This window comes from candidate division TA06 bacterium, from assembly GCA_016235665.1.
Classification (GTDB): Bacteria; Edwardsbacteria; AC1; order AC1; family EtOH8; genus UBA5202.
This window is the reverse complement of record JACRJI010000011.1, coordinates 22,074-42,270: the sequence shown is the minus strand read 5'-3', so window position 1 is coordinate 42,270 and position 20,197 is coordinate 22,074. Positions and strand designations below refer to the sequence as shown.

Genomic DNA, 20,197 nt, shown 5'->3' with positions numbered 1-20,197 from the left:
ACCTTTGGTTCGGATCAAATTAATTTCAATTCCATAGCCCATACATTAATGTATGGGCTATGGATAGTCAAGCTTGGGCCGCCGCGCTCTTTCCCGCCACATAACCCGAACTCCAGGCCCATTGCAGATTGTATCCTCCGGTATCTCCGTCCACATCCAGCAACTCCCCGGCAAAGTAAAGCCCGGGGATCTTTTTTGACCCCAGCGTCCCGGGTATGACCTCGTGCAGATCCACCCCGCCCACTGTCACCTGGGCTTCCTTGAACGGCCTGACAGATTTTATCTTCACCGGCCAGGCGGTAAGGTACATTGACAGTTTTTTTATCTCGTTTTCCAATAGACGGGCGGTATCTTTTTCCGGATCTATTTTGGACTCCCGGACCAGCATCTGGCCGATCTTCTGGGGCAGCAGGCCGTTGAACAACTCCTGGGCCGGGCGGGAACTGATGCTCCTGGTCCGTTTTGACAGGAAGGATACCATCTCCGGTCCGGTCTGCCCCGGAACGAAGTTCAAAAAGCACTGTCGGCGTCCTTCCCCCAACAGCCGGCTGCTTTTCAAGGCCAGCGGCCCGGAAAGGCCGTATTTGGTGAACAAACCTTCGTCGGTCAGTTGCAGGATCTTTTTTGAGCCTTCCAGGACGGTCAGGTCCATGTCCAGCCGTACGCCCTGAAGTTTGTGGAACCAGTTACCATCCAGTTCCAATGAGGCCAAGGCCGGCCTCAAGGGAGTGATGTTGTGCCCCAGCTGCCCGGCCAACTGGTACCCGCCCTCCCCGCCCCCCAACTGGGGCGCGGCCGCCCCGCCGCAGGTCAGGATCATGGCCTGGGCCTGGTGCGATTCCCCCCTCTGGTGCAGTAAAAATCCGGCCTTGTTCTTTTTGATACTCACTATCTCTGAATGCAGTCTGACCTCCACTCTCAAACGCTCCATCTCCCGCTCCAGAGCCAAAAGCACCGAGGGCGCTTCGTTGGATCTGGGGAAATAGCGGCCCCGGGCGTCGCAGTAATACTCTATCCCCAGCTCATGGAAAAATTCCAGGGTCTGCTGCAATTCAAACTGGGCCAGCACCATATCGGTCACCGCCGGAACCTGGGCATGGAAATGTTTTGGGGCCAGGTCGCGGTTGGTGAAATTGCAGCGACCGTTGCCGGTGGCTAAAAGTTTGCGGCCCAAGGAGTGGTCCTTCTCCCATAGCCGCACTTTGGCCCCGCCCCGGGCGGCGGCAATGGCCGCCATCATTCCCGAGGCCCCGCCGCCTATTATCGATATTTCTTTTTTTGACATTACCTATAAGCTCTAAGCTGTAAGCTGTATGCTAGACCCTAAACCCTGTCATCTGTCCCCTGTTCCCTTCGATGTGAGCCATTCCATCCATTTGTCTAAGCCTTCCCCTGTCTTGCAGGAAAGCCTGAATATCGGAACGTTCGGATTGAGCCGCCTGATGTCATGCTCGGCCTGGTCGATGTCAAAGTCCACTGCCTTCAGCAGGTCTGTCTTGTTGATGATCACCGCCTGGGCCTCGGAAAAGATCAGCGGGTACTTGGCCGGCTTGTCGTGGCCCTCGGGGGTGGACAGCACCACCACTTTCAGCTCTTCGCCCAGGTCGAACTCGGCCGGGCAGACCAGGTTCCCCACGTTCTCGATGAACAGCAATTTCAGGCCGTTCAGGTCCAGGCTGCTTAAGACCGAGTCTATCATGTGGGCGTCCAGGTGGCAGCCGCCCTCGGTGTTGATCTGGACTACCGGCACTCCCAGGGCCTCGATCCTTTTGGCGTCGTGGTCGCCGGTGATGTCCCCCTCGATCACCGCCAGCTTGAATTTTGGGAATAGGCCCTTGATGGTCTGCTCCAGAAAAGTGGTCTTGCCGGCCCCGGGCGAGGCGATCAGGTTCAGCGCCAGTATCTTCCGGGACCTGAACCACTGCCGGTTCAAGGCGGCCTGGGACAGGTTCTCGTCCATGATGTTCTTTAATATCTTTATCTCAGCCATTGTCCACTTCCATGCTGTCTATGTACATCTCCCGGCCCCCGGCTATTTGAACGTTAAGCGAGCCGCAATGGGCGCAGCCCAACCCCAGGTCCTGCTGTTCCGATTCTTTTTGGCAATCCCGGCAAAGCACTTTGACCGGCACCCACTCTATCTTCAGCCCGGCCCCCTCGACGATGGTGCCTGAGGCCAGCAGATTGAAATTCATCTCCACCGCCTCGGGCACATAGCCGGTAAGCCGGCCGACCTTAAGATTAATCCGGGAGACCTTTACCGCCCCGGCTTTTTGGGCCTGTTCCAGCACTATCTTGAAAAGGCTCTGGGTGATGGCCAGTTCGTGCATCAGCGGGACTTTTTAAGCTTGTTGAGTTCGCCCCTGGCGTTTTCGTCGTTGGGGTTCCGGGCCAGCCATTCTTCCAGGGTGGCGATGGCCTTGGCGGTGTTGTTTTGGGCCAGGTAAAAGGTGTACAGCCGGCCGTATCCCTCGCCGAAATTGGGGTTGATCTGGATGCCTTTCTTGTAATAGTATTCGGCCGAATCAGGCATCCCGGCCTGCTGGAACGACATTCCCAGCTGCATCAGGATGTAGGGGTTGGCCGGGTCCTTCTCCATCACCTTGCGGAAATAGCCCAATGCCTTGGGGAATTCTCCCAGCTCGGCGTAGGTCACCCCCAGCCAGTTCAGTCCGGCCGATTCCTCGGGCATTATCTTATTGGCCTGCTCAAACTGCTGAACAGCCTGAAGCTGAAGCTCCTTGGATTCCTGGAGCCGGTTCTTCTGGCGGGCCTGATCAGCCTGACGGCGCAAGGCCATGCCCAGATTCCAGTAGGTCACCGCGTAATTGCCCAGCAACCGCTGGGTATTCTCGTCCTTGAACACCTTGGGATCGGTCAGGCCCCGCATCTTGTAGACATTGTTCAGGTTGTTCTGTGTCACTTGGATGTTGGGCTGCTTTTTGGAAGAACTGTCCGGTAGTATCCTGTAAAGCATGCCTTCAAATGAGAGATAGTTTTCCAGTCCGGTCAGATTGTCGTCCGAGACCGTGGCCGCGAAATAGATGGGATATTTCTCCTGGTAATCCTTGCCGAACACCAGGGCGGCGAATTCCTTGGGCGGGGCCAGCACCTGGGCAAAGGAAAGCTTTTTGCCGGCATTGGCTGCTATGATCAGCCGGACCGCGATGTCCGATATCTTGAATATCTGCCCGTCCGGGGTCCGCAGGGGCTGGAGCTGGTCTATCTGGTATTCCGAGATATCCATGGGCACGCCGCTCTGCCTCATCTGCTTGAGATACCAGTTGGTGTTGCCCAGGGAAAGGTTCACGATCTTGACGTCCTTGCGGACCCTCCAGACCTCCTGCACGAACCAGACCGGGAAGGTGTCGTTGTCGCCGTTGGTGAAGATGATACCGCCGGGCAGGGCCGACTGCAGGATGTTGTAGCCGTAATCAGCCGGGATCCAGTTGTTGGAGCGGTCCTTCTCGTGATAATACTTTTTGACGTTGAACAAGCCCACTCCCAGCAGGATCACACCCAAAGCAATGATGGCATAACGGGTCCATTCTTTAGCGTATTTGGCCAACAGCTCACGAACCAGGTGCATCAGCCGCCAGGTTCCCATCCCGATCCAGACGGCGAAGAACAGGTAGCAGGGAGCGTAGATGTAATCCCGGTCGCGGGGCTGGGGATTGCCCATGTTCAGGTAGACCACCAGTCCCAGGCCGGTGATCAAAAAGGCCGGCCCCACCAGGGAAAAGCTTTTGTCCCTGCGCTTGAGCAGGTGAAAGAATCCGAAGACGATGGCCAGTGCGATCAGGATGGCGGCCAGGGGGCTGCCCTGAAATACTCCCAGTAAGATCCCGCCCACCAAGAGCACCAAGGCGGCGGTGGATAACTTCTTGTCCTCGCCCTCCCACAGGTGCATCAGGGCCCCGAAGATGCCCAAAGCCATGGAGACCACGTTGAACTGCCACTTGAAATAGCGGAAGAACATGTGGTTGAACTGGTACATGAAGTCGGCCTTGCGCTGGAAGAAATTGAACGGCTCGTACTGTTTGCGCTGCAACACGTACATCATTGACTCCCAATCCCTGGGGGCGCACTCGTTGATCCCCGGATTGAGGTTGGAGCGCACCAGCAGATAGGCGTTGATGGTCAGAGCTAGGAAGAACAGCACGCCTCCGATAAGCCAGATCTTCCAGTCCATCAGGGCCTTCCAGTCCACCAGCAGGATGAAAATGAATATCGGCAGAGCCGCCAGCAGAGTGGCCATGTGGCTGGCCCAGCCCAGTCCGAACAGAAAGGCCAAAAGCAGGATCACCTTGCGGTTGCCCACCTGCCCCATATTGTCCCGCCAGCGCATGGCCAGCCAGACCGTTAGAACCATGGTGAACATGGCCAGTCCGTAAACCTCGGCCTCAACCGAATTGTCCCACCAGGTGGGGGCGAAGGCCAGGAAGATAGCGCCCACCGCTCCGCTCAGGTGCAGCATCAGCCTCTCCAGGTCGTCCTTGGGCTCGCCCCGCCACAACACGATCAGCTTGACAGTAAGCAAATAGACGAATGCTACTGTGATGGCTGAAAACAGCGGGGAGAGCAGGTTGATCCGGGCCGCGATCTCGGGCAGAAAGCGGAACATCAGGATGGTGGTCCGGCCAATCACCGCGTACAGCGGGTATCCCGGGGGATGGGGAATGCCCAGGATGTTGGATATTGCTATGAACTCCCCGCAGTCCCAGAACGAAGTGGTGGCGGCCATGGTCTTGACGTAAATGATGAAAGCCGTCAAAAACACGCCCAGCCCGGTGAGCAGCCTGATCTTGGTTTCCTTTTGCATTTAACTGATGCTCCTTGCTGTGGATTAGATTAAATATTCTTGATTTTAAAGAATTCTTAAGTTTTAAGAGATCAACGAATATTATACCATAAATAAGATTTATGTCAATTTTAAAGTGGGCTAAAAAGGCAAAGGGCCGCTCCGCAATCCGCCATAGTCCCACCTTGGCGGGACTATGGCGGACAAGTTTGCGAGACGGCCCTTTTTGTTTTACTGCTTGCCAATCCGATTTTGGTTAAATCCTTTTAAAACCCCGATTACCCCGCCAACCAAGGTTAGAATCTTACCGGCCTCGGACAGATTCCTTATAACCTTGGTTAGAACCTCCCTAACCTGGGGGAGAACCCTGCCAACCCAGGTTAGAACCTTTCTACCCTGGGTTAGATCGTTTACAACCTTGGTTAGAACCCTTCTGACCTGGGTTAGAACCTTCCTAACCTGGGTTTCAAGCCTTATAACCTTGGTTAGAACCCTTGTAACCCTCTATTTTAGGGGTATTTACTGGGTTTTGGCCTTTTTTACGCCCCTGGAGGCCGTTTTGGACATGGATTCCCGCATTTTCTTGAGTTTTTGGGAGAGGGTGTGGTCCTTCCCCAGGCTGCCGACTATAGCATCCAACTGGGCTGAAGCCAGGGCGTAGGCTTCGGTGGTCATTTTGACCGAAGCGGCGGTCTTGGCCTTGACCTCGGCCATGGCTTTAAGCTGGGCCTCCTCCGCTTTCTCCGAATTGATGTTCTTCTCCTTGAGCAGTTTCAATTTGGGCGTGACGTCGAGGCCTTGTTTCTTCAAGACGTCCTTGCTGCTGGTCATCACCTCTTCCATCTGGCGGTTAAAGGAACGTTTTTGGGCTTCGGTCAACGCTGCCATGTTCGGTTTCCTTTCGCATTTGGTTGATGTGGTTGTTTTACTTCAGCCTCTGGTGCTGTTTTTACCTTAAAAGAACTAACTTCTTGGTGTTTTTGTACTCGCCTGATGCCAAACGATAGAAGTAAACCCCCGCGGCCGCTTGCCGCTTGTTTTCATCCCTGCCATCCCAATTGATTGAGTAGTAACCGGGCTGCTGGTTTTCGTTAACCAGTATTTTTACCACTTGTCCCAAAGTATTGTAAACTTTAAGACTGACATTACCAGCCTTGGGAATCTGGTAGTTGATGCTGGTCTTTTGTTTGCAGGGATTGGGATAGCATTGGCTTAAGCCGAATACAGTGGGCGCAGTATTTGTTATTTGCCGCTTGCCGGATGTTTGCGGTCCGCCCAATGCCCCCATATCGAAAAACATCTTGAACCTCTGCAACCGGTCGTTGTGGGTATCGGCCAAGTAGAGATATTTGCCGTCCGGGCTTACCGCCAAACCTTGCGGCAGTTTGAATTCTCCCGCTTCCTGGCCCTGGATGCCAAAGGTCAAAAGCTTGTTGTGCCAGGGGTCAAGCTCTATCACCCGGTTGTTGTAGACATCGGCAATGTACAGGTTGTTATTGTTGTCAAAGCAGATGTCCCAAGGCTTGTCCAGGCCCAGGCTGTCTAACGAATTTACCAAGTTCCCGGCAGCGTCAAATATGGCGATCCGGTCATTTTGGGAATCACAAACATATACCAGTTTTTCCGCCTCGTTATTGCGGATGGCTATCCCGGCCGGTTGATTTAAGCAATTGTTTCCGAATTGCCTAGTAAATGCTCCGGTTTTGTTAAACACCTGCACCCTGCCATTCAAGTGGTCAGCTACGTAGATTTCATTTCCGCTGATCGTAATACCGGTGGGCTGGTTGAACTCCCCTTGCTGGTTGCCGTGCTTGCCGATGAAGCCTAAATAGCTACCCTGGCTGTCGTACTTTTTAACTTTGGATTGGTAGCAGTCTGTGATCCAGATATTGCCGGAATCATCAACCGCTATGCCTTTGGGGTGGTTCAGACCCAAGGTATCCTGGCCGGTGTATGAATAGCCAAAACACAGCAGGGAATCGCCCTCCGGTGAGAACTTCCATATCTTGTCGGCCTGGGTGTCGGTGACGTAGATGTTGCCAATATTGTCGCAGGTGGCATCAACCGGCAGGCTATTGAAGGTGGCAAACTCTGCGGTAACGGCTGAAATGGGCAAGGCCGGTTCGAGCACAACGTACACAAAATGGGTATCGGCCTTTACGTTGCCGGCCTTGTCGTATGTTGTAAGCCGCAATAGATAGGTGCCCTCATGCAGAGTGCCGGTATTCCAGGTATAAAGCAAATCGCCGGGGTTAAAGTCTATTTGATTCACGCCACTTCGGGTCAATTCCTGCCAATCGCCGTAGGAATAGGGTTTGTAATCCAATACCCAACTTTCAAAGTTTAGATCCGAAGAGAAACCATACGAATTGACCGTCCCATTGATATAGCTGGCAGTCAACGGCAAGGTAATGTTTGAATTGGGCAGGGTCATGTCCAAAATGATGTCATCGTACCAGCCGGGTTCTGCGCTTATGTTGCCGGGTAGATCATTCAATTGCAAGTAAACCTTTTTTACGCCATCGCCCACAGAAAGTGTATGGTTGTAAGATTTACTCGTGTCTGCCAAAACCCAACCATCGTAAATATATGGTTTTACATATTCATCAGGTGGTGGCGGCGGCGGTGGCGGAGTGTCGCCTCGTAATTCCACCCGTTCCAACCGGATATTATCCACCACAATTGTGTTAAATAACGGATCATCGTCCGGCGGCGGGGGAGGAACTTCAATTCCGTAAATATTATAGCTTATTTCCATCCGGTCAATGGCTCTGGTGGTGTCAACCTTCAAGGTGAAGGTGTCACTTTTTGTTTTCCAAATTACTTCAGGATCGGAAGCAATGGACTTTTCAAGCAGTCTTACAGAATTTGGGTAAACTGCATCGGCATAAAATACCTCCACCACTTTATAGGAAGATATCACATCATGGGCATAAATGTCGTCGGTATAGCGCAATAATTTATTGCGGTGTTGGTTTATTTCAGAGCCGGGTATTATCTGTTTAGCCGAAGCCCCAATTTGGGCCGGGCCAGGGCCGGTATGCACGCCTTTTAAATGCAAGAAGCCGTCATAATATTCGGTATTGTCCAGCACCCAATTAGTCGTATCTTCAAATGTGCCGTTTTTAACCATATTGGCATAACCGAAATCGTTACCGAACGGAGCTTCGGCAAAGCGCATTTGAGACAAACCGGGGAAGGCATCGCTGCCGGATATTTTGACGTTGACTAAAGTATCATTGGTAAATTGGTCGCCGTTATTGATTGTTATAGAGCCTACGGCAGGCTTATCATCGTTAAAGTATATCTGGCCGCTGAATTTGGGAGTTAAAATTTTTCCGCCATCTATTTTGTATTGCAGCTCGAAAATATTGGCTTTGTTCTGCGCGGAATTGTAAAGGTATTGAATGGAAGAATTTGAGTAAGTCAGCCAATCTGAAACGTTGCTTGCCCAATAATAACCGATATAATCCGGAGAAGCTGCCATTGTTTCCGGTTCAACTTTTACCCAATACTTTTGGGTTATTTGTATGGAATCGTTGGAAAGCGTTGAAGAAATGTTTGGTGAAAGAGTTGTAAACCTGAAGTTGGTATTAATCGCACCGGCCTGTAATTTGGGTGTTGAGGCAAAAGGAATAATTTTTAGCAATCTGCCCCCGCCGGGAAGCAAGGTAATGGTAAAACTGGTGTCAACCGCCCTGGGGAGCATGGGGCTGACCGCCTGACCGGTCAACTCATCTGCCACAAAAAAGCCAATCCCGGCGGTCAACGGCGTATAATTGATTTTTACATTTACTGCTAATGTTTCCTGGGGCATACAGTAGCGGTTAATAAGAATAAAGTACTCATCTCCGTAATGGTCTAAGCTGTAATCCTTAAAAGTCCCCACCTCAAAATAATCTCTTTGGTTATATTCTGGTTTTAAGGCGGTAACGCTGCGAATATAACAGGCGGTTTTATTTACAAATGTTTCACCGGGCAAATGGTTTACCCCAAAGGCATAGTTGCATTGCAATCGGGAAAGGATGGGGCCAATTTTACCTACTTCGGTGTATAGTTCTTTGACCCAGTCGTAGATTGCGGGTGATTCGGGATGTAATAAATGATATATAGAATCTCTCGGTATCCGGTTTTCGTCCACAATGCCGGTCTGTTTTTCCGGCCAACCACCGGGAATAGGTGTATAACTTGACGGATAGCTGAAATAATTAAAATGCTTAAGCCCCTTGGCGCCCCGGGATAATGCCAGCCAAGCCGATGCCCTGATCTCTTCCCGGTTGGTCCATCTGTACGATGTTTTTAATACATAGGTACCGTCGGGCATTTTTACCAGGTTTTCCTGTTTGCCCGCGCGTGATAAGCATTTCCATATTGTCTTGCGATCAGACGCTTTGGTTTGCGGGTTTTCATAGTAATAAAAACAGCTGTCGGCCCAGTCAACCATCTGTTGCATGCCTTTCTGATATTGCGTAAAGCTGTCGTCATTGACATTATATTTAGTGGGCATTCCATAATTCGGATCCCAACCGGTGTCAAAAAAACCATAGACCTCAATTTCGGCCACGCCTAGCCTTGGAAGCCTGGCGGCGAAATCATTCCAGCAGGTGCCTGTGGAATTCATCAACCCTGCGTGCATAGCATAAACCAAACGGTCTTTATAGTCAGCCGGTAGGCTCAAGCTGTCAGCTAAATATTCCCAATATCGGGTGGCATAATCCAGAGCTGTATATACTCTGTTCCAATTGGTGTCGTTCCAGGTATGATACCAGTCCCATTCCTGGCCAATAAAATGGCTGACCCAGCCGGGATTCTGGCACCAAGTGGTAGCCAAACTTTGCAGATGTTGTTGGGTTACTGTCATATAATTAGTGTCTAAGCCGTTCGTGCCCCAATTCCATAATTGTCTCCAATATGGTATGGCAAAACCCGGTTCGGAACCGGTGGACATTCGCACCGGCCGCCCGGTTACAACTGAAGGGTTGCATAAATTGTTCATCCAGATGCTTTCGCCTGCCGGCAGGCAGCCCTCGATCTCGTTGGCGCCCAAATCCTGTAATTTTTGCAGCTCTAAGGCCCAGTTGCTTTTAATGATGATTGTATCCCGATCCAGGCCTATTCCCCAGGGGCTGAGGGTAAAATAATCAGCTTGGGCATACGCACATGTGGTCGCCGCAAGAGCCAGCAATACGGCCAACAATATCAGTTTCATGATCGTGCTTCCTTATTTGATTTTTACTAGTTTTTTTGTTTCGGTTTTTCCGTTGACGCTCAAGCAAGCAAAATACAGCCCGCTGGGCAAGTTTTGTCCCTGGTTGTTCCTGCCGTCCCAGATGGTTTTATAGTTCCCCCCATACTTCTCCTCCTCTTCTATTAAATCCCGAACTAATTGCCCGGTCACGTTATACACCCTCATGTTTACTCTCGTTTTTTGCGGCAAAGAATAGTTTAAGGTTATGGCTGCAACGAATGGATTAGGCCATAATTTAAGAGAGTGGACTATGCATTGTGTGCCTACAACTGGTTCTCCCGTCACCCCTCCGGGTGTCCCGTCATCATAAATTCTTTGGGCATATATACGGTTGGCACCATGTAAAGGATTACCAAACCAAGTGCATAAAGCGCCACCTAAACCATCGCTGGTTATTTGGGGATAGGTTTCGTATGCCATTTGTAAAGTACATATCGCTACACCAGTATCGGGCCACTTAATATTACCACCTGAATCTACTTTTTGGACATATTGGTTGGCGTAGTTAATACTGCTGTGGTAATCGTCCCAAATAATTATAATGCCTTCACTGCCATCTCCGGTTGCACTACATTGGCCACCTGTAGTATCTTTGTGCAGTAATATACCGCCGCCCCATTTCACGTTGCCCCCACTATCAACACGCTGTGCTGCATATGAGTTCGATACCCCCCCCCCAAAAATAATTGCATTTAAATCGCCATAAGTTCCTAAAGTATTTACACCACTATTATTCCAGTTTCTTATTCCATTACTATCAACTGATTGAGTATATGTTTTCCCATTCCCATAATCAATCCAACTCACTATTGCGCCACCCTTGCTATTCTGAACAATTTTAGGATAGCGCTCATGTTGACTAGTGGGCAAGTGCACGGCCACACCATTTATAACCCATTTCATATTGCCAATAGAGTCAACCAGTTGAGCAAATATATCATAGTTTCCACTACGGTAATCTTGCCATGTTACTATGGCACCGCTATTATTGTCATTTACAATCGCCGACCAAAACTGTATACTGTCCGCAGTACAAACCGGCACGCCGTCTATTTGCCAAACCGCATTGCCCGCGCTGTCTATCCGCTGGGCGTAAATGTCATCGCTGGTGATAGCTTCATTTCTTCCATCAGCATAAATAATGATCGCTCCGCCGTGCCCGTCACTGCACAGATCCACATACCCGCTCATCTGGTTGCACACCAGCACCCCGTTTTCCGGCCACAGCCGGTTTCCCAAGCTGTCCAATCTTTGGGCAAACACCCGGGTATAGCCTAGGCCGCCGCGAGAATCTTCCCAGGCAATGATCGCCCCGCCTTGGCCATCAGATATCATGGCCGGATAATATGAGTATGCATTGATAAGACTACACACCGGCACGCCCTGGTGCGGCCATATTTCATTGCCCCCGCTGTCCACCCGCTGGGCGTAGATATCTTCCGTCTTATGGGTGGTATCCGGCGGATAGCCCCGCAGAACTTCTGTCCAACACACTATCGCCCCGTGTTTGCCATCGCTAACTATCAGCGACGGGGCCGCCCCCCATGCGGTGTCGCAAATGCAAATGCCGTTGGGCTGCCAGCCAGGTGTCTTTGACCTAACCACCTTTAATTCCCCCTTTCCCACCAGGGAAGGTGAGGTTGGGGTCAGGTTGGGCTTGGGCCGAGTGTCGCCCTCGCGTTGCTCATAAGCAAACTGTTTGCGAGTAGCTTGCGAAAAACCAACGCTGGCACTGATCACTATGAGGAGACATAACAATATATAACGTTTCATAGGCTTGTTTCCTTCTACTTTTTAACAATAATTTTAGCTGTTTGCGGTAAATCATTACTGATTATTTTCATAAAATATACTCAGGCGGTTACTTTTTTATAAAGACCAAACATATGGTTTTTTATTCATGACGGATGTACGTTACTGTTTATTTTGCTTTGCCTTTAATTAGTTTTGACAACTGCCAAGTCATCGCCGAGCATGCACGCAAAAAGCCCCTGCCCGTAATTTTTCAACTGCGGACAAAGGCTTTATTATGCCCAATAAGCAAGCATGCACTAAATATATTTTCTTGCTTTGCATGGCAAAGTAAGTATAGCAAAAAAGCTGCGAAAGTCAAGAAAAATAGTTAAAACAACAAATATATTTTTGTTTTACGTGCCCTGATAGCTCTGGGCCGTTTGTTCCGGCCCGGCCTCCACTTTGGCATGCAGGGCCCGTGTCAGCGCCTTTTTGAGCTCGGCAGAATCGGCCAGTTTTGCCAGACGCCCGTAGCGGCACAGCGAGATGGCCTGGTTCTCCTCCGACACCACCACCGCCACCGCATCGGTCTCCAGGGTCAGGCCATGGGCCGCCCGGTGCCGCATCCCGTAGCTGGCGGTTATCTCCGGATCCTGCGATACCGGCAGGGTGCAGCCGGCCGATATGATCATGTCGCCCCGGATGATCACTGCGCCGTCGTGCAGGGGCCCCCCGGGAACGAACAGTGACATCAGCAGGGGTTCGGAGACCTTGGCCCCGATCTCGGTGCCGGTGTCGCTGAAATTCTTAAGCCCGTCGTTCTTCTCGAAGACGATGATGGCCCCGAATCCCCGCTGGGAAAGGGTTTTGCAGGCACGGGCCACTTCGTCGATGGCCTTGGCCTCGCCCTTGAGAAAGATCCCCAGAAAGCGGTTGCGCCCCAGCTGGGTCAGGGCGTTGCGGATCTCGGGTTGGAATAATATAACAAAAGCCACCACCCACAGGGACTTCAATGAGTCCATGAACCAGCCGGTGCCGGGCAGACTGTAAAGCTGGGCCACTATCCCGATCACCACCAGCACCAGCACCCCGAAAAGCATCTGGATGGCCCGGGTGCCCTTCATCAGGTGAAAGATCCGGAAGATGATGTAGGACACCAGCAGAATATCCAGGATGTCCAGGGGCCGCACCGTCAGGAATGACAGGGCTCCCGGCAAATGATAGGTGAAATTGAATCTTTCGATCATATGCTTTTGGAATTATTTATAGCCACCAAGCGGTGCACTGAGTGTATCGAAGTGACACCGAGGCACAAAACACCATTTCCCATTTCTTATTTATTTAATTAGGCTTGGTATCTTAGTGTCTTTGTGGTGAAAGGTTCTCCGTCTTGATGGCCCGATAGACTGTCAAAACCTGGACCGTTTCCCTAACGTCGTGGCAGCGGATGACCGAAGCCCCGTTCTGAACGGCCAGCAGGGCGGCCGCCAGGCTTCCCGGCAGGCGCTGATCGGCCGGAATGTCATTGTTCAGTTTGCCGATGAATGATTTTCGGGAAACGCCCGCTACTATCGGACAATTGAATCTCTTGAAATATTCCAGGTTCTTGATCAAGCTCAGATTGTGTTCCACTGTCTTGCCGAAGCCGATCCCCGGGTCTATGGCCATTGTCTCATGCTTGATCCCGGCTTCCGCCGCCATCTTTATCGAGGATTTCAGGTATGAACCCACCTCATCCAGAAGATCATCATACTTTGGATCTGTCTGCATGTTCTCCGGCGTGCCTTTGATGTGCATCAGCACCAGGCCTGCTTTGTACGCGGAGACTGTGCGGGCCATTTCGGGATCGAAGTTGAGTCCGGAGATGTCGTTGACTATGGAGGCCCCGGCCTCCAGCGCCGCTTTGGCCACTTGTGACTTGTAGGTGTCTATCGAGACCGGCAGTTTTAGTTTTGACGCCAGTTGTTCTATGACCGTCAGTACCCTCTGCAGTTCCTCGTCCAAAGAGATCTTTTGGGCCCCCGGCCGGGTGGACTCCCCGCCAATGTCTATGATGTCGGCGCCCTCTTCGGCCATCCGCAGACCCTGCTCCACCGCGGTCTTGGGATCAAGGTATCTGCCGCCGTCGGAGAAGGAATCTGGCGTAACGTTGAGGATGCCCATTACCAGTATCTTGTAACTGGTATCGAGCTTGTATTTACCGCACTGCCAGATCATTGTTCACTCTTGGGATTATTTAACCACAAAATGCACAACGGGCTCAAAAAATCCTGAATAAATGAGAAACCAGAAATGATAATCGCACCCATTTGATAAATTGATTTGTGAATTTTGTGACCATTCGACCCGGCTCAGGGCAGGTTTTTTGTGGTAAATATTGGGATAACTCTTATCTCTGGTTTGCCAAGCGCTATCTCACTACCAGCATTTTAGCCGAGGCCGTTTGGCTGCCCGCCTGCAATTGTACAATGTATACCCCGCTGGAAACCTTGCGGTTTTCAGCATCATTCCCGTTCCATTTGACCTCGTAACTTCCGGCATTCTTGGCTTCACTGGCCAAAGAACACACTTCCTGACCCAGCAGGTTGTAGATCTTCAAACTTACACATCCCGCTGTGGGGACTTGGTATTTTATGATATTCCCGGCAACTTTCACCTTTAAACTTTCAACTTTAAGCATATCGCTGCCCGGCTGCCCATCCACTCCGGTTCCGCCGGTTGTGGTATGACCGATGATGCCGATATAACTAAGGCTGTCGCCGTACTCTCCGGCATACCATCCGTTGCTGGCATCCCAAAAATGTATGCTGAACACAGCTCCAGCCATTGGCAGGTATTGCTTAGTCCAGCTTGAACCGCCATTGTTAGTGTAGAGGATGATCCTGTCAGGGTTTTCGTTTGGAATACCGTCGTTTGTCCCTATCCAGCCGGTATCCGCATTCAAAAAGTAAAGGCACTTGCTTTTTGAGGCGGGATGGATGACGGTATTGGTAACCTGCGCCCAATTGCTGCCTCCGTCGGTTGTTTTGATTATCTTGCCGCTGTCGCCGACCACCCAGCCGTTGTTAAGGTCGGTGAACTGGATGGCATTGAAAGCCCCCGGGATGGAGTCCACATATTGGAACGACCAGTCCATTCCTCCGTCGGTGGTGCGCGCTGTGTAATGGTAAATGCTGTAGGCCCCAAACGCCCAGCCGTTATTTGCATCTAAAAAGTGGAAAATGCCCGCCGTTTCTATCGGGTTCCAGCTGTTTCCGCCGTCGGTGCTTCGAAAGGTGCGACTGCTGTCATCGGCGGAATAATAAACGGTGGCCCAGCCGTTGCTGGTGTCCACAAACTGCACCTGCAGGCCCATCGCACCCGCCTCGGTTGAAAGAACCACCTTATCCCAGTTTTCGCCTCCATCGGAAGTTTTATGGATCACAGCGCCATGGGCATCGCTAAAGCTTGTTCCCATCCAGTTCATTTTCCAGCCGTGTTTTTGACCAGCCCACGACATGGTAAAGGACGGGTCGGACATGGAAGCAACTGTATCATTGGGAAAAGGGGTCACGACCGACCAGTTGGCACCTGCATCTGTGGTGTGAAGCAATCTCCCGTGGCCTTCGGATATCCAGCCTTCAGTGGAGCTTACGAATTGCACCTTCCCCAATATTGATAATGTATCAGATTCAAGAGGATTCGTCTGCAGTACCCATCCCTGGGCTGAAACTGTTGCCGCCGCCAGGCAGCACACGATCGTTGTCATTAGGCTGATAAATATTTTTTTGTGCATGGTTCTCCAATTTTATTAATTCCCATATAATATCTGCCATCCGGCAAACACTATGGGATAATGTAATTTTCAATCGCGACCATTTGAATAGTATTCTGTGATTTCTGTGCTTTTTGTGGCTAAGTTTAAAAGCCTAAATGGAACTCAGGAACGCCCCTTTATCAGCGACAGCGCTTCCAGCCTGGTCGACTCCCGCTTCATCCCGCCCCGGATGGCCGAGGTGACCACGGATGACCCCGGCTTTTTCACACCCCGCATGGTCAGGCACAGGTGCTCCGCTTCTACTACCACTAATACGCCCAACGGTTTCAGTTTCTTCATTAAAAGATCGGCGATGTCCGCAGCCAGCCGCTCCTGCAGCTGCAGCCTCTTGGACATTACCTCCACCACCTTCACCAGACTGGAGAACCCGGTGATCTTGTTGTTGCGCGGGATGTAGGCGATGTGGACCCGGCCGAAGAACGGCAGCAGGTGGTGCTCGCAGAGCGAATGGAAGGTGATGTCCTTGACCAGGATCATCTCGTCCTCGTTCTTGGCGGTGTAGACCTTGAGTTCGTCGATGGGATCGGCCGACATGCCCGAAAGGACCTCCTCGTACATCCGGGCCACCCGGCAGGGCGTGTCCAGCAGGCCCTCCCGCCGGGGATCCTCGCCGATGGCCAGCAGCAGGTCCCTGACCGCCTGCTCCATCTTCGGCCCGTCGGGGCCCTTTATCTTAACTTTGGGTTTTGGCATTCTGCTTCTTATCTTCCCCGTTCTTGTCGTTGGTCTTTGCTTCCCGGGCCGGCAGGGTCTGGCCTTTGATGATCAGCTCCACCTGCTCTCCGTCCAGGCATTCCCGCTCCAGCAGGGCGGCGGCCAGGTTCTCCAGGATGTTCCGGTTGTCCTTGAGAAGTTTGGAGGCCTTTTGGTTGGCGCCGTCCACCAGGGTCCGGATCTCGGAGTCTATCAGTTCGGATGTGTGCTCGGAATAATTCTTGATGTGGCCGAAATCCCGGCCCAAAAAGATCTCCTCGTCCTTCTTGCCGAAGGTCACCGGGCCCAGCTTGGAGCTCATACCCCATTCGCAGACCATCTTGCGGGAGAGCTGGGTGGCCTGCTCGATGTCGTTGCCCGATCCGGTGGAGAGGTCCTTGAATATAAGCATCTCGGCCGCCCGGCCGCCCAGCATGATGGCCATCCGGTTTAGGCACCAGGTCCGGGAGTAGTTGTGCTTTTCGTCTGTGGGCAGGGAGACGGTGACCCCCATGGCCCGTCCCCGGGGGATGATGGTCACCTTGTGGATGGGGTCGGTGTCCTTGGTCAGCCGGCTGACCAGGGTGTGCCCGGCCTCGTGGTAGGCGGTCATCTTCTTCTCGTCGTCGGTGATCACCATGCTCTTGCGCTCGGCCCCCATCAGCACCTTATCCTTGGCCTCCTCCATGTCCTGCATGTAGACCTTGTCGTGGTTCTTGCGCGCCGCCAGCAGGGCCGCCTCGTTGACCATGTTGGCGATGTCGGCCCCGGAGAATCCCGGGGTGCCCCGGGCCAGTATCTTCAGGTCCACGTCCGGAGCCAGCGGTTTGTTCTTGGTGTGGACCTTTAGTATCCCCTCCCGGCCCACCACGTCCGGCCGGTCCACCACTATCACCCGGTCAAAGCGTCCCGGGCGCATCAGGGCCGGATCCAGCACATCGGGGCGGTTGGTGGCCGCCAGGATGATCACCCCCTCGTTGCCGGCAAAGCCGTCCATCTCCACCAGCAGGGCGTTCAGGGTCTGCTCCCGCTCGTCGTGGCCCCCGCCCATCCCGGCGCCCCGGTGGCGGCCCACCGCGTCTATCTCGTCGATGAAGATGATGCAGGGGGCGCTGCGCTTGCCCTGCTCAAACAGGTCCCGCACCCGGGCCGCACCGACTCCCACAAACATCTCCACGAAATCGGAACCGGAGATGGAGAAGAACGGCACCCCGGCCTCACCGGCCACCGCCCGGGCCAGCAGGGTCTTGCCCGTGCCCGGCGATCCCAACAGCAGGGCCCCCTTGGGGATCTTGCCGCCCAGCTTGGTGAATTTTTTCGGTTCCTTTAAGAAATCTATGATCTCTCTTAAATCAGTCTTGGCCTCGTCGGCCCCGGCCACGTCGCTGAAAGTGACCTTGACCTTGTCCTGTGACAACCGGGCCTTGCTCTTGCCGAAATTAAAGACGCCCTTCTGTCCGCCCTGCATCTGGCGCATGAACAGGAACCACAGCACCCCCAGCACTATCAGGAACCCGTAGTTCATCAGGAACGAGACCAGTCCGCTGGGCTCGGTGGACAGGGCCTTGATCCTGACCCCCCTAGCCTCCAGTTCGGCGATCAGGTTCGGGTCCTCTATCGGCAGAAAGGTCTTGAACTTGGGGTATTCCAGCCTGACCCCGGCCTTGACCTCCATCTTGGGCGACTTGAAGTTTCCCTTGACCTCCCGCCCGGTGAAGATCACCTGGCTGATGTTCCCGGCGTTTAGCTCCTCCCGGAACTGGCTGTAGATGATGTCCATCTGCCGGTCCCTGGGCTTGGAGAAAAGATTGTACAGCGATATGGCCAGCATCACCAGTATCACCCAGATCAGCACCGACCTGAACCCTTCGTTAAAACCCTTGGGGCCGGCCAGCCTTTTCAGTCCCTTGCCGCCCTTATTTCCTTCCGCCATTATTCCTCCTCAATCCAGCTTACATGCGGCAGGTTTCGGTAGAGCTGTTTGTGATCCAGCCCGTAACCCACCACAAATTTATCGGGGATGTTAAAGCCCTTGTATTTCACCGGCACCTGGGCCCGCCTCCGGTCCTTCTTGTCCAGTAAAGTGCAGACCTCCAGGGAAGCGGGGCGCCGGGTCTTTAAGTTATTCAAAAGATAGGACAGGGTCAGCCCGCTGTCCACGATGTCCTCCACCAGTATCACATGCCGGCCCTGGATGTTGGTGGACAGGTCCTGGTTGAGCCGCACCACGCCGGAGCTCTTGGTGCCCCCGTTGTAGCTGGCCACCGCTATGAAATCCACCTCCACCGGGATCGAGATCTCCCGCAGCAGGTCGGCCATGAAAATGAACGATCCCCGAAGCACGCCCACCAGGATCGGGTCCTTACCCTTATAGTCTGATGAGATCTTCCGGGCCAGCTGTTTCACTTTGGCCTGGATCCGGGCCTTGGAGATCAGCACCCTGTTGGTCTTCAGTTCTTTGCGAATTCCAGGCATAACACCTTTTTGGTTTTTGCAGTGACCGGAAATGCGTCGGAGCGTTTGATCCCGCAGAGCCAGACCGTTCTATTGCCCTTGCGGACCAGCGGCCAGCCGGACCTTTGCCCCTGCGGTATCTTGTTTTCTATGAAAATTTCCTTGATCTTCTTTTCCGACTTTTGTCCGAAGGGGATCATCCGGTCGCCGTCCTTTTTGCCCGTGATCTGCAGAGGACTGCCGTCCATTATTGCGGCGTCGAAGTAAGCCAGCTCCGGCCGGCATTTGGAGATATCCGTGAAATCCCGCTTTTCGGCCAGCCGGGCTTTAATGGAATATTCCCCGGCCCCGGTGGTTCCCGGTATCGCCAGCGATAGGGTTTTAAGCGCCGGCTTATGTTTTTCGTTTTCTGCCTTTGTTTTTTTGTTAGTCAGCACCGCTTGGTCGTATGTTTTCTCCAACCAGACATCGCCGGTCAAATTAATACAGGCCCCTGTTCTCCCATCGCGGATCAGCTTTATGGCGCCGGAGACATGCAACACATCCGGCACCGCCCCCCGGTCCAAAATCATCTCCGAGCAGCGTCGTAATATATTATGCTGTAACCCTTTATTATATAACTTAAATTTCGATAAATCAATAGCTATTTTGGATTTATCGCATTTTGTGCACGAGCAAAAAGCCTTTTCAACCTGTTCGTTTATGATCTCCAGATCGTGCTCCACGTTACCCGCCAGTTGTGACAATGCCTTCTTTACTTGGGGATTATATGTTTCCAGCAAAGGCATCAGTTCGTGGCGGACCCTGTTGCGGAAGAATTTTCGTGATAGATTGGAAGCATCCCTGCGCCCGGCCAGTTTATGCTGTTTAAGGTAGGCTTCTATCCTCTCCCGGCTGCAGCCCAAAAGAGGCCTGATGAACGGACCGTTGATCAAGGGTATCCCGGCCAGGCCATTCAAGCCCGAGCCACGGATCAGGTGCATCAGCACGGTCTCGGCCTGGTCGTCCAGGTTGTGGCCGGTGGCGATCCGGTTGCATTTGCGGGTCCGAGCTGTTTCCAGCAGCTTTGCCCGCCTCAATTCCCGGGCCGAGGTCTCCAGAGAGAGCTTGTGCTTCCTGGAATGTGCCGTGACATCAACATTTTTTGTGACCAGCTTAATGCCCCACTTGCGGGCCAGGTCCAGGGCCCAGGCGGCATCGGCTTGCGAAGCTTTTCCCCGCAGGTGGTGGTTGATGTGGCAGGCGGTCAGCTTGAACCCCAGTTCTCCGGACAACTCGTTCAATACATGGAGCAGGCACAGGGAATCCGGGCCGCCGGAAAAGGCCGCCAGCACGTGGTCCCCGGAGCGGATCAGCTTCCGGGAGGTTATCAGTTCTTTGACCTGTGATCTCAGGTCTTCTTTTTGTTTCATAGATATCTTCTATAAGGAACCCAGGAATTACAGGAATG

Annotated in this window: 14 protein-coding genes; all 14 read right to left on the bottom strand. The window is 52.7% G+C overall.

The annotated features are described in order from the left end of the window. Nucleotides 1–67: 67 nt before the first annotated feature. The 14 genes from HZA73_06025 to tilS all read right to left on the bottom strand — a co-directional run bounded on the left by HZA73_06025 (nt 68) and on the right by tilS (nt 20,159). Nucleotides 68–1,285, bottom strand: a complete 1,218-nt coding sequence (locus HZA73_06025; protein MBI5805586.1) for an aminoacetone oxidase family FAD-binding enzyme — start codon at nt 1,283–1,285, stop codon at nt 68–70. Between the two features lie 48 nt (nt 1,286–1,333). After that, the gene (hypB, locus tag HZA73_06020; GenBank protein MBI5805585.1) at nt 1,334–1,990 is read right to left on the bottom strand and encodes a hydrogenase nickel incorporation protein HypB; all 657 of its coding nucleotides are present in this window, start codon (nt 1,988–1,990) and stop codon (nt 1,334–1,336) included. Continuing rightward, nucleotides 1,983–2,330: a hydrogenase maturation nickel metallochaperone HypA gene (gene hypA / locus HZA73_06015; protein ID MBI5805584.1), complete on the bottom strand. Its 348-nt coding sequence runs from the start codon at nt 2,328–2,330 to the stop codon at nt 1,983–1,985. Before hypA ends, hypB begins: the two co-directional genes overlap by 8 nt. Next, nucleotides 2,330–4,822 (bottom strand): DUF2723 domain-containing protein, encoded by a 2,493-nt coding sequence (locus HZA73_06010; protein ID MBI5805583.1) that lies wholly within the window; start codon nt 4,820–4,822, stop codon nt 2,330–2,332. The genes hypA and HZA73_06010 overlap by 1 nt, the downstream gene beginning before the upstream one ends. A gap of 498 nt (nt 4,823–5,320) precedes the next feature. Next, nucleotides 5,321–5,689: a hypothetical protein gene (locus HZA73_06005; GenBank protein ID MBI5805582.1), complete on the bottom strand. Its 369-nt coding sequence runs from the start codon at nt 5,687–5,689 to the stop codon at nt 5,321–5,323. 61 nt (nt 5,690–5,750) lie between these two features. Beyond that, nucleotides 5,751–10,010 (bottom strand): T9SS type A sorting domain-containing protein, encoded by a 4,260-nt coding sequence (locus HZA73_06000; protein MBI5805581.1) that lies wholly within the window; start codon nt 10,008–10,010, stop codon nt 5,751–5,753. A 12-nt stretch (nt 10,011–10,022) separates the two neighbouring features. Then, on the bottom strand, nt 10,023–11,822 hold the full coding sequence (locus HZA73_05995) for a T9SS type A sorting domain-containing protein (protein ID MBI5805580.1): 1,800 nt from the start codon (nt 11,820–11,822) through the stop codon (nt 10,023–10,025). 374 nt (nt 11,823–12,196) lie between these two features. Beyond that, nucleotides 12,197–13,030: a TIGR00159 family protein gene (locus HZA73_05990; protein MBI5805579.1), complete on the bottom strand. Its 834-nt coding sequence runs from the start codon at nt 13,028–13,030 to the stop codon at nt 12,197–12,199. Nucleotides 13,031–13,142: 112 nt separating this feature from the next. After that, nucleotides 13,143–14,000 (bottom strand): dihydropteroate synthase, encoded by an 858-nt coding sequence (gene folP, locus HZA73_05985; GenBank protein MBI5805578.1) that lies wholly within the window; start codon nt 13,998–14,000, stop codon nt 13,143–13,145. Nucleotides 14,001–14,193: 193 nt separating this feature from the next. Then, entirely contained in the window at nt 14,194–15,558 is a 1,365-nt protein-coding gene (locus tag HZA73_05980; protein ID MBI5805577.1) for a T9SS type A sorting domain-containing protein, read from the bottom strand. Between the two features lie 144 nt (nt 15,559–15,702). Then, the gene (folE, locus tag HZA73_05975) at nt 15,703–16,293 is read right to left on the bottom strand and encodes a GTP cyclohydrolase I FolE (GenBank protein ID MBI5805576.1); all 591 of its coding nucleotides are present in this window, start codon (nt 16,291–16,293) and stop codon (nt 15,703–15,705) included. Then, nucleotides 16,274–18,226 (bottom strand): ATP-dependent metallopeptidase FtsH/Yme1/Tma family protein, encoded by a 1,953-nt coding sequence (locus tag HZA73_05970; protein MBI5805575.1) that lies wholly within the window; start codon nt 18,224–18,226, stop codon nt 16,274–16,276. The genes folE and HZA73_05970 overlap by 20 nt, the downstream gene beginning before the upstream one ends. Then, the gene (hpt, locus tag HZA73_05965; GenBank protein ID MBI5805574.1) at nt 18,226–18,768 is read right to left on the bottom strand and encodes a hypoxanthine phosphoribosyltransferase; all 543 of its coding nucleotides are present in this window, start codon (nt 18,766–18,768) and stop codon (nt 18,226–18,228) included. Before hpt ends, HZA73_05970 begins: the two co-directional genes overlap by 1 nt. Further along, entirely contained in the window at nt 18,744–20,159 is a 1,416-nt protein-coding gene (tilS, locus tag HZA73_05960) for a tRNA lysidine(34) synthetase TilS (GenBank protein ID MBI5805573.1), read from the bottom strand. Before tilS ends, hpt begins: the two co-directional genes overlap by 25 nt. Between the last annotated feature and the right edge of the window lie 38 nt (nt 20,160–20,197).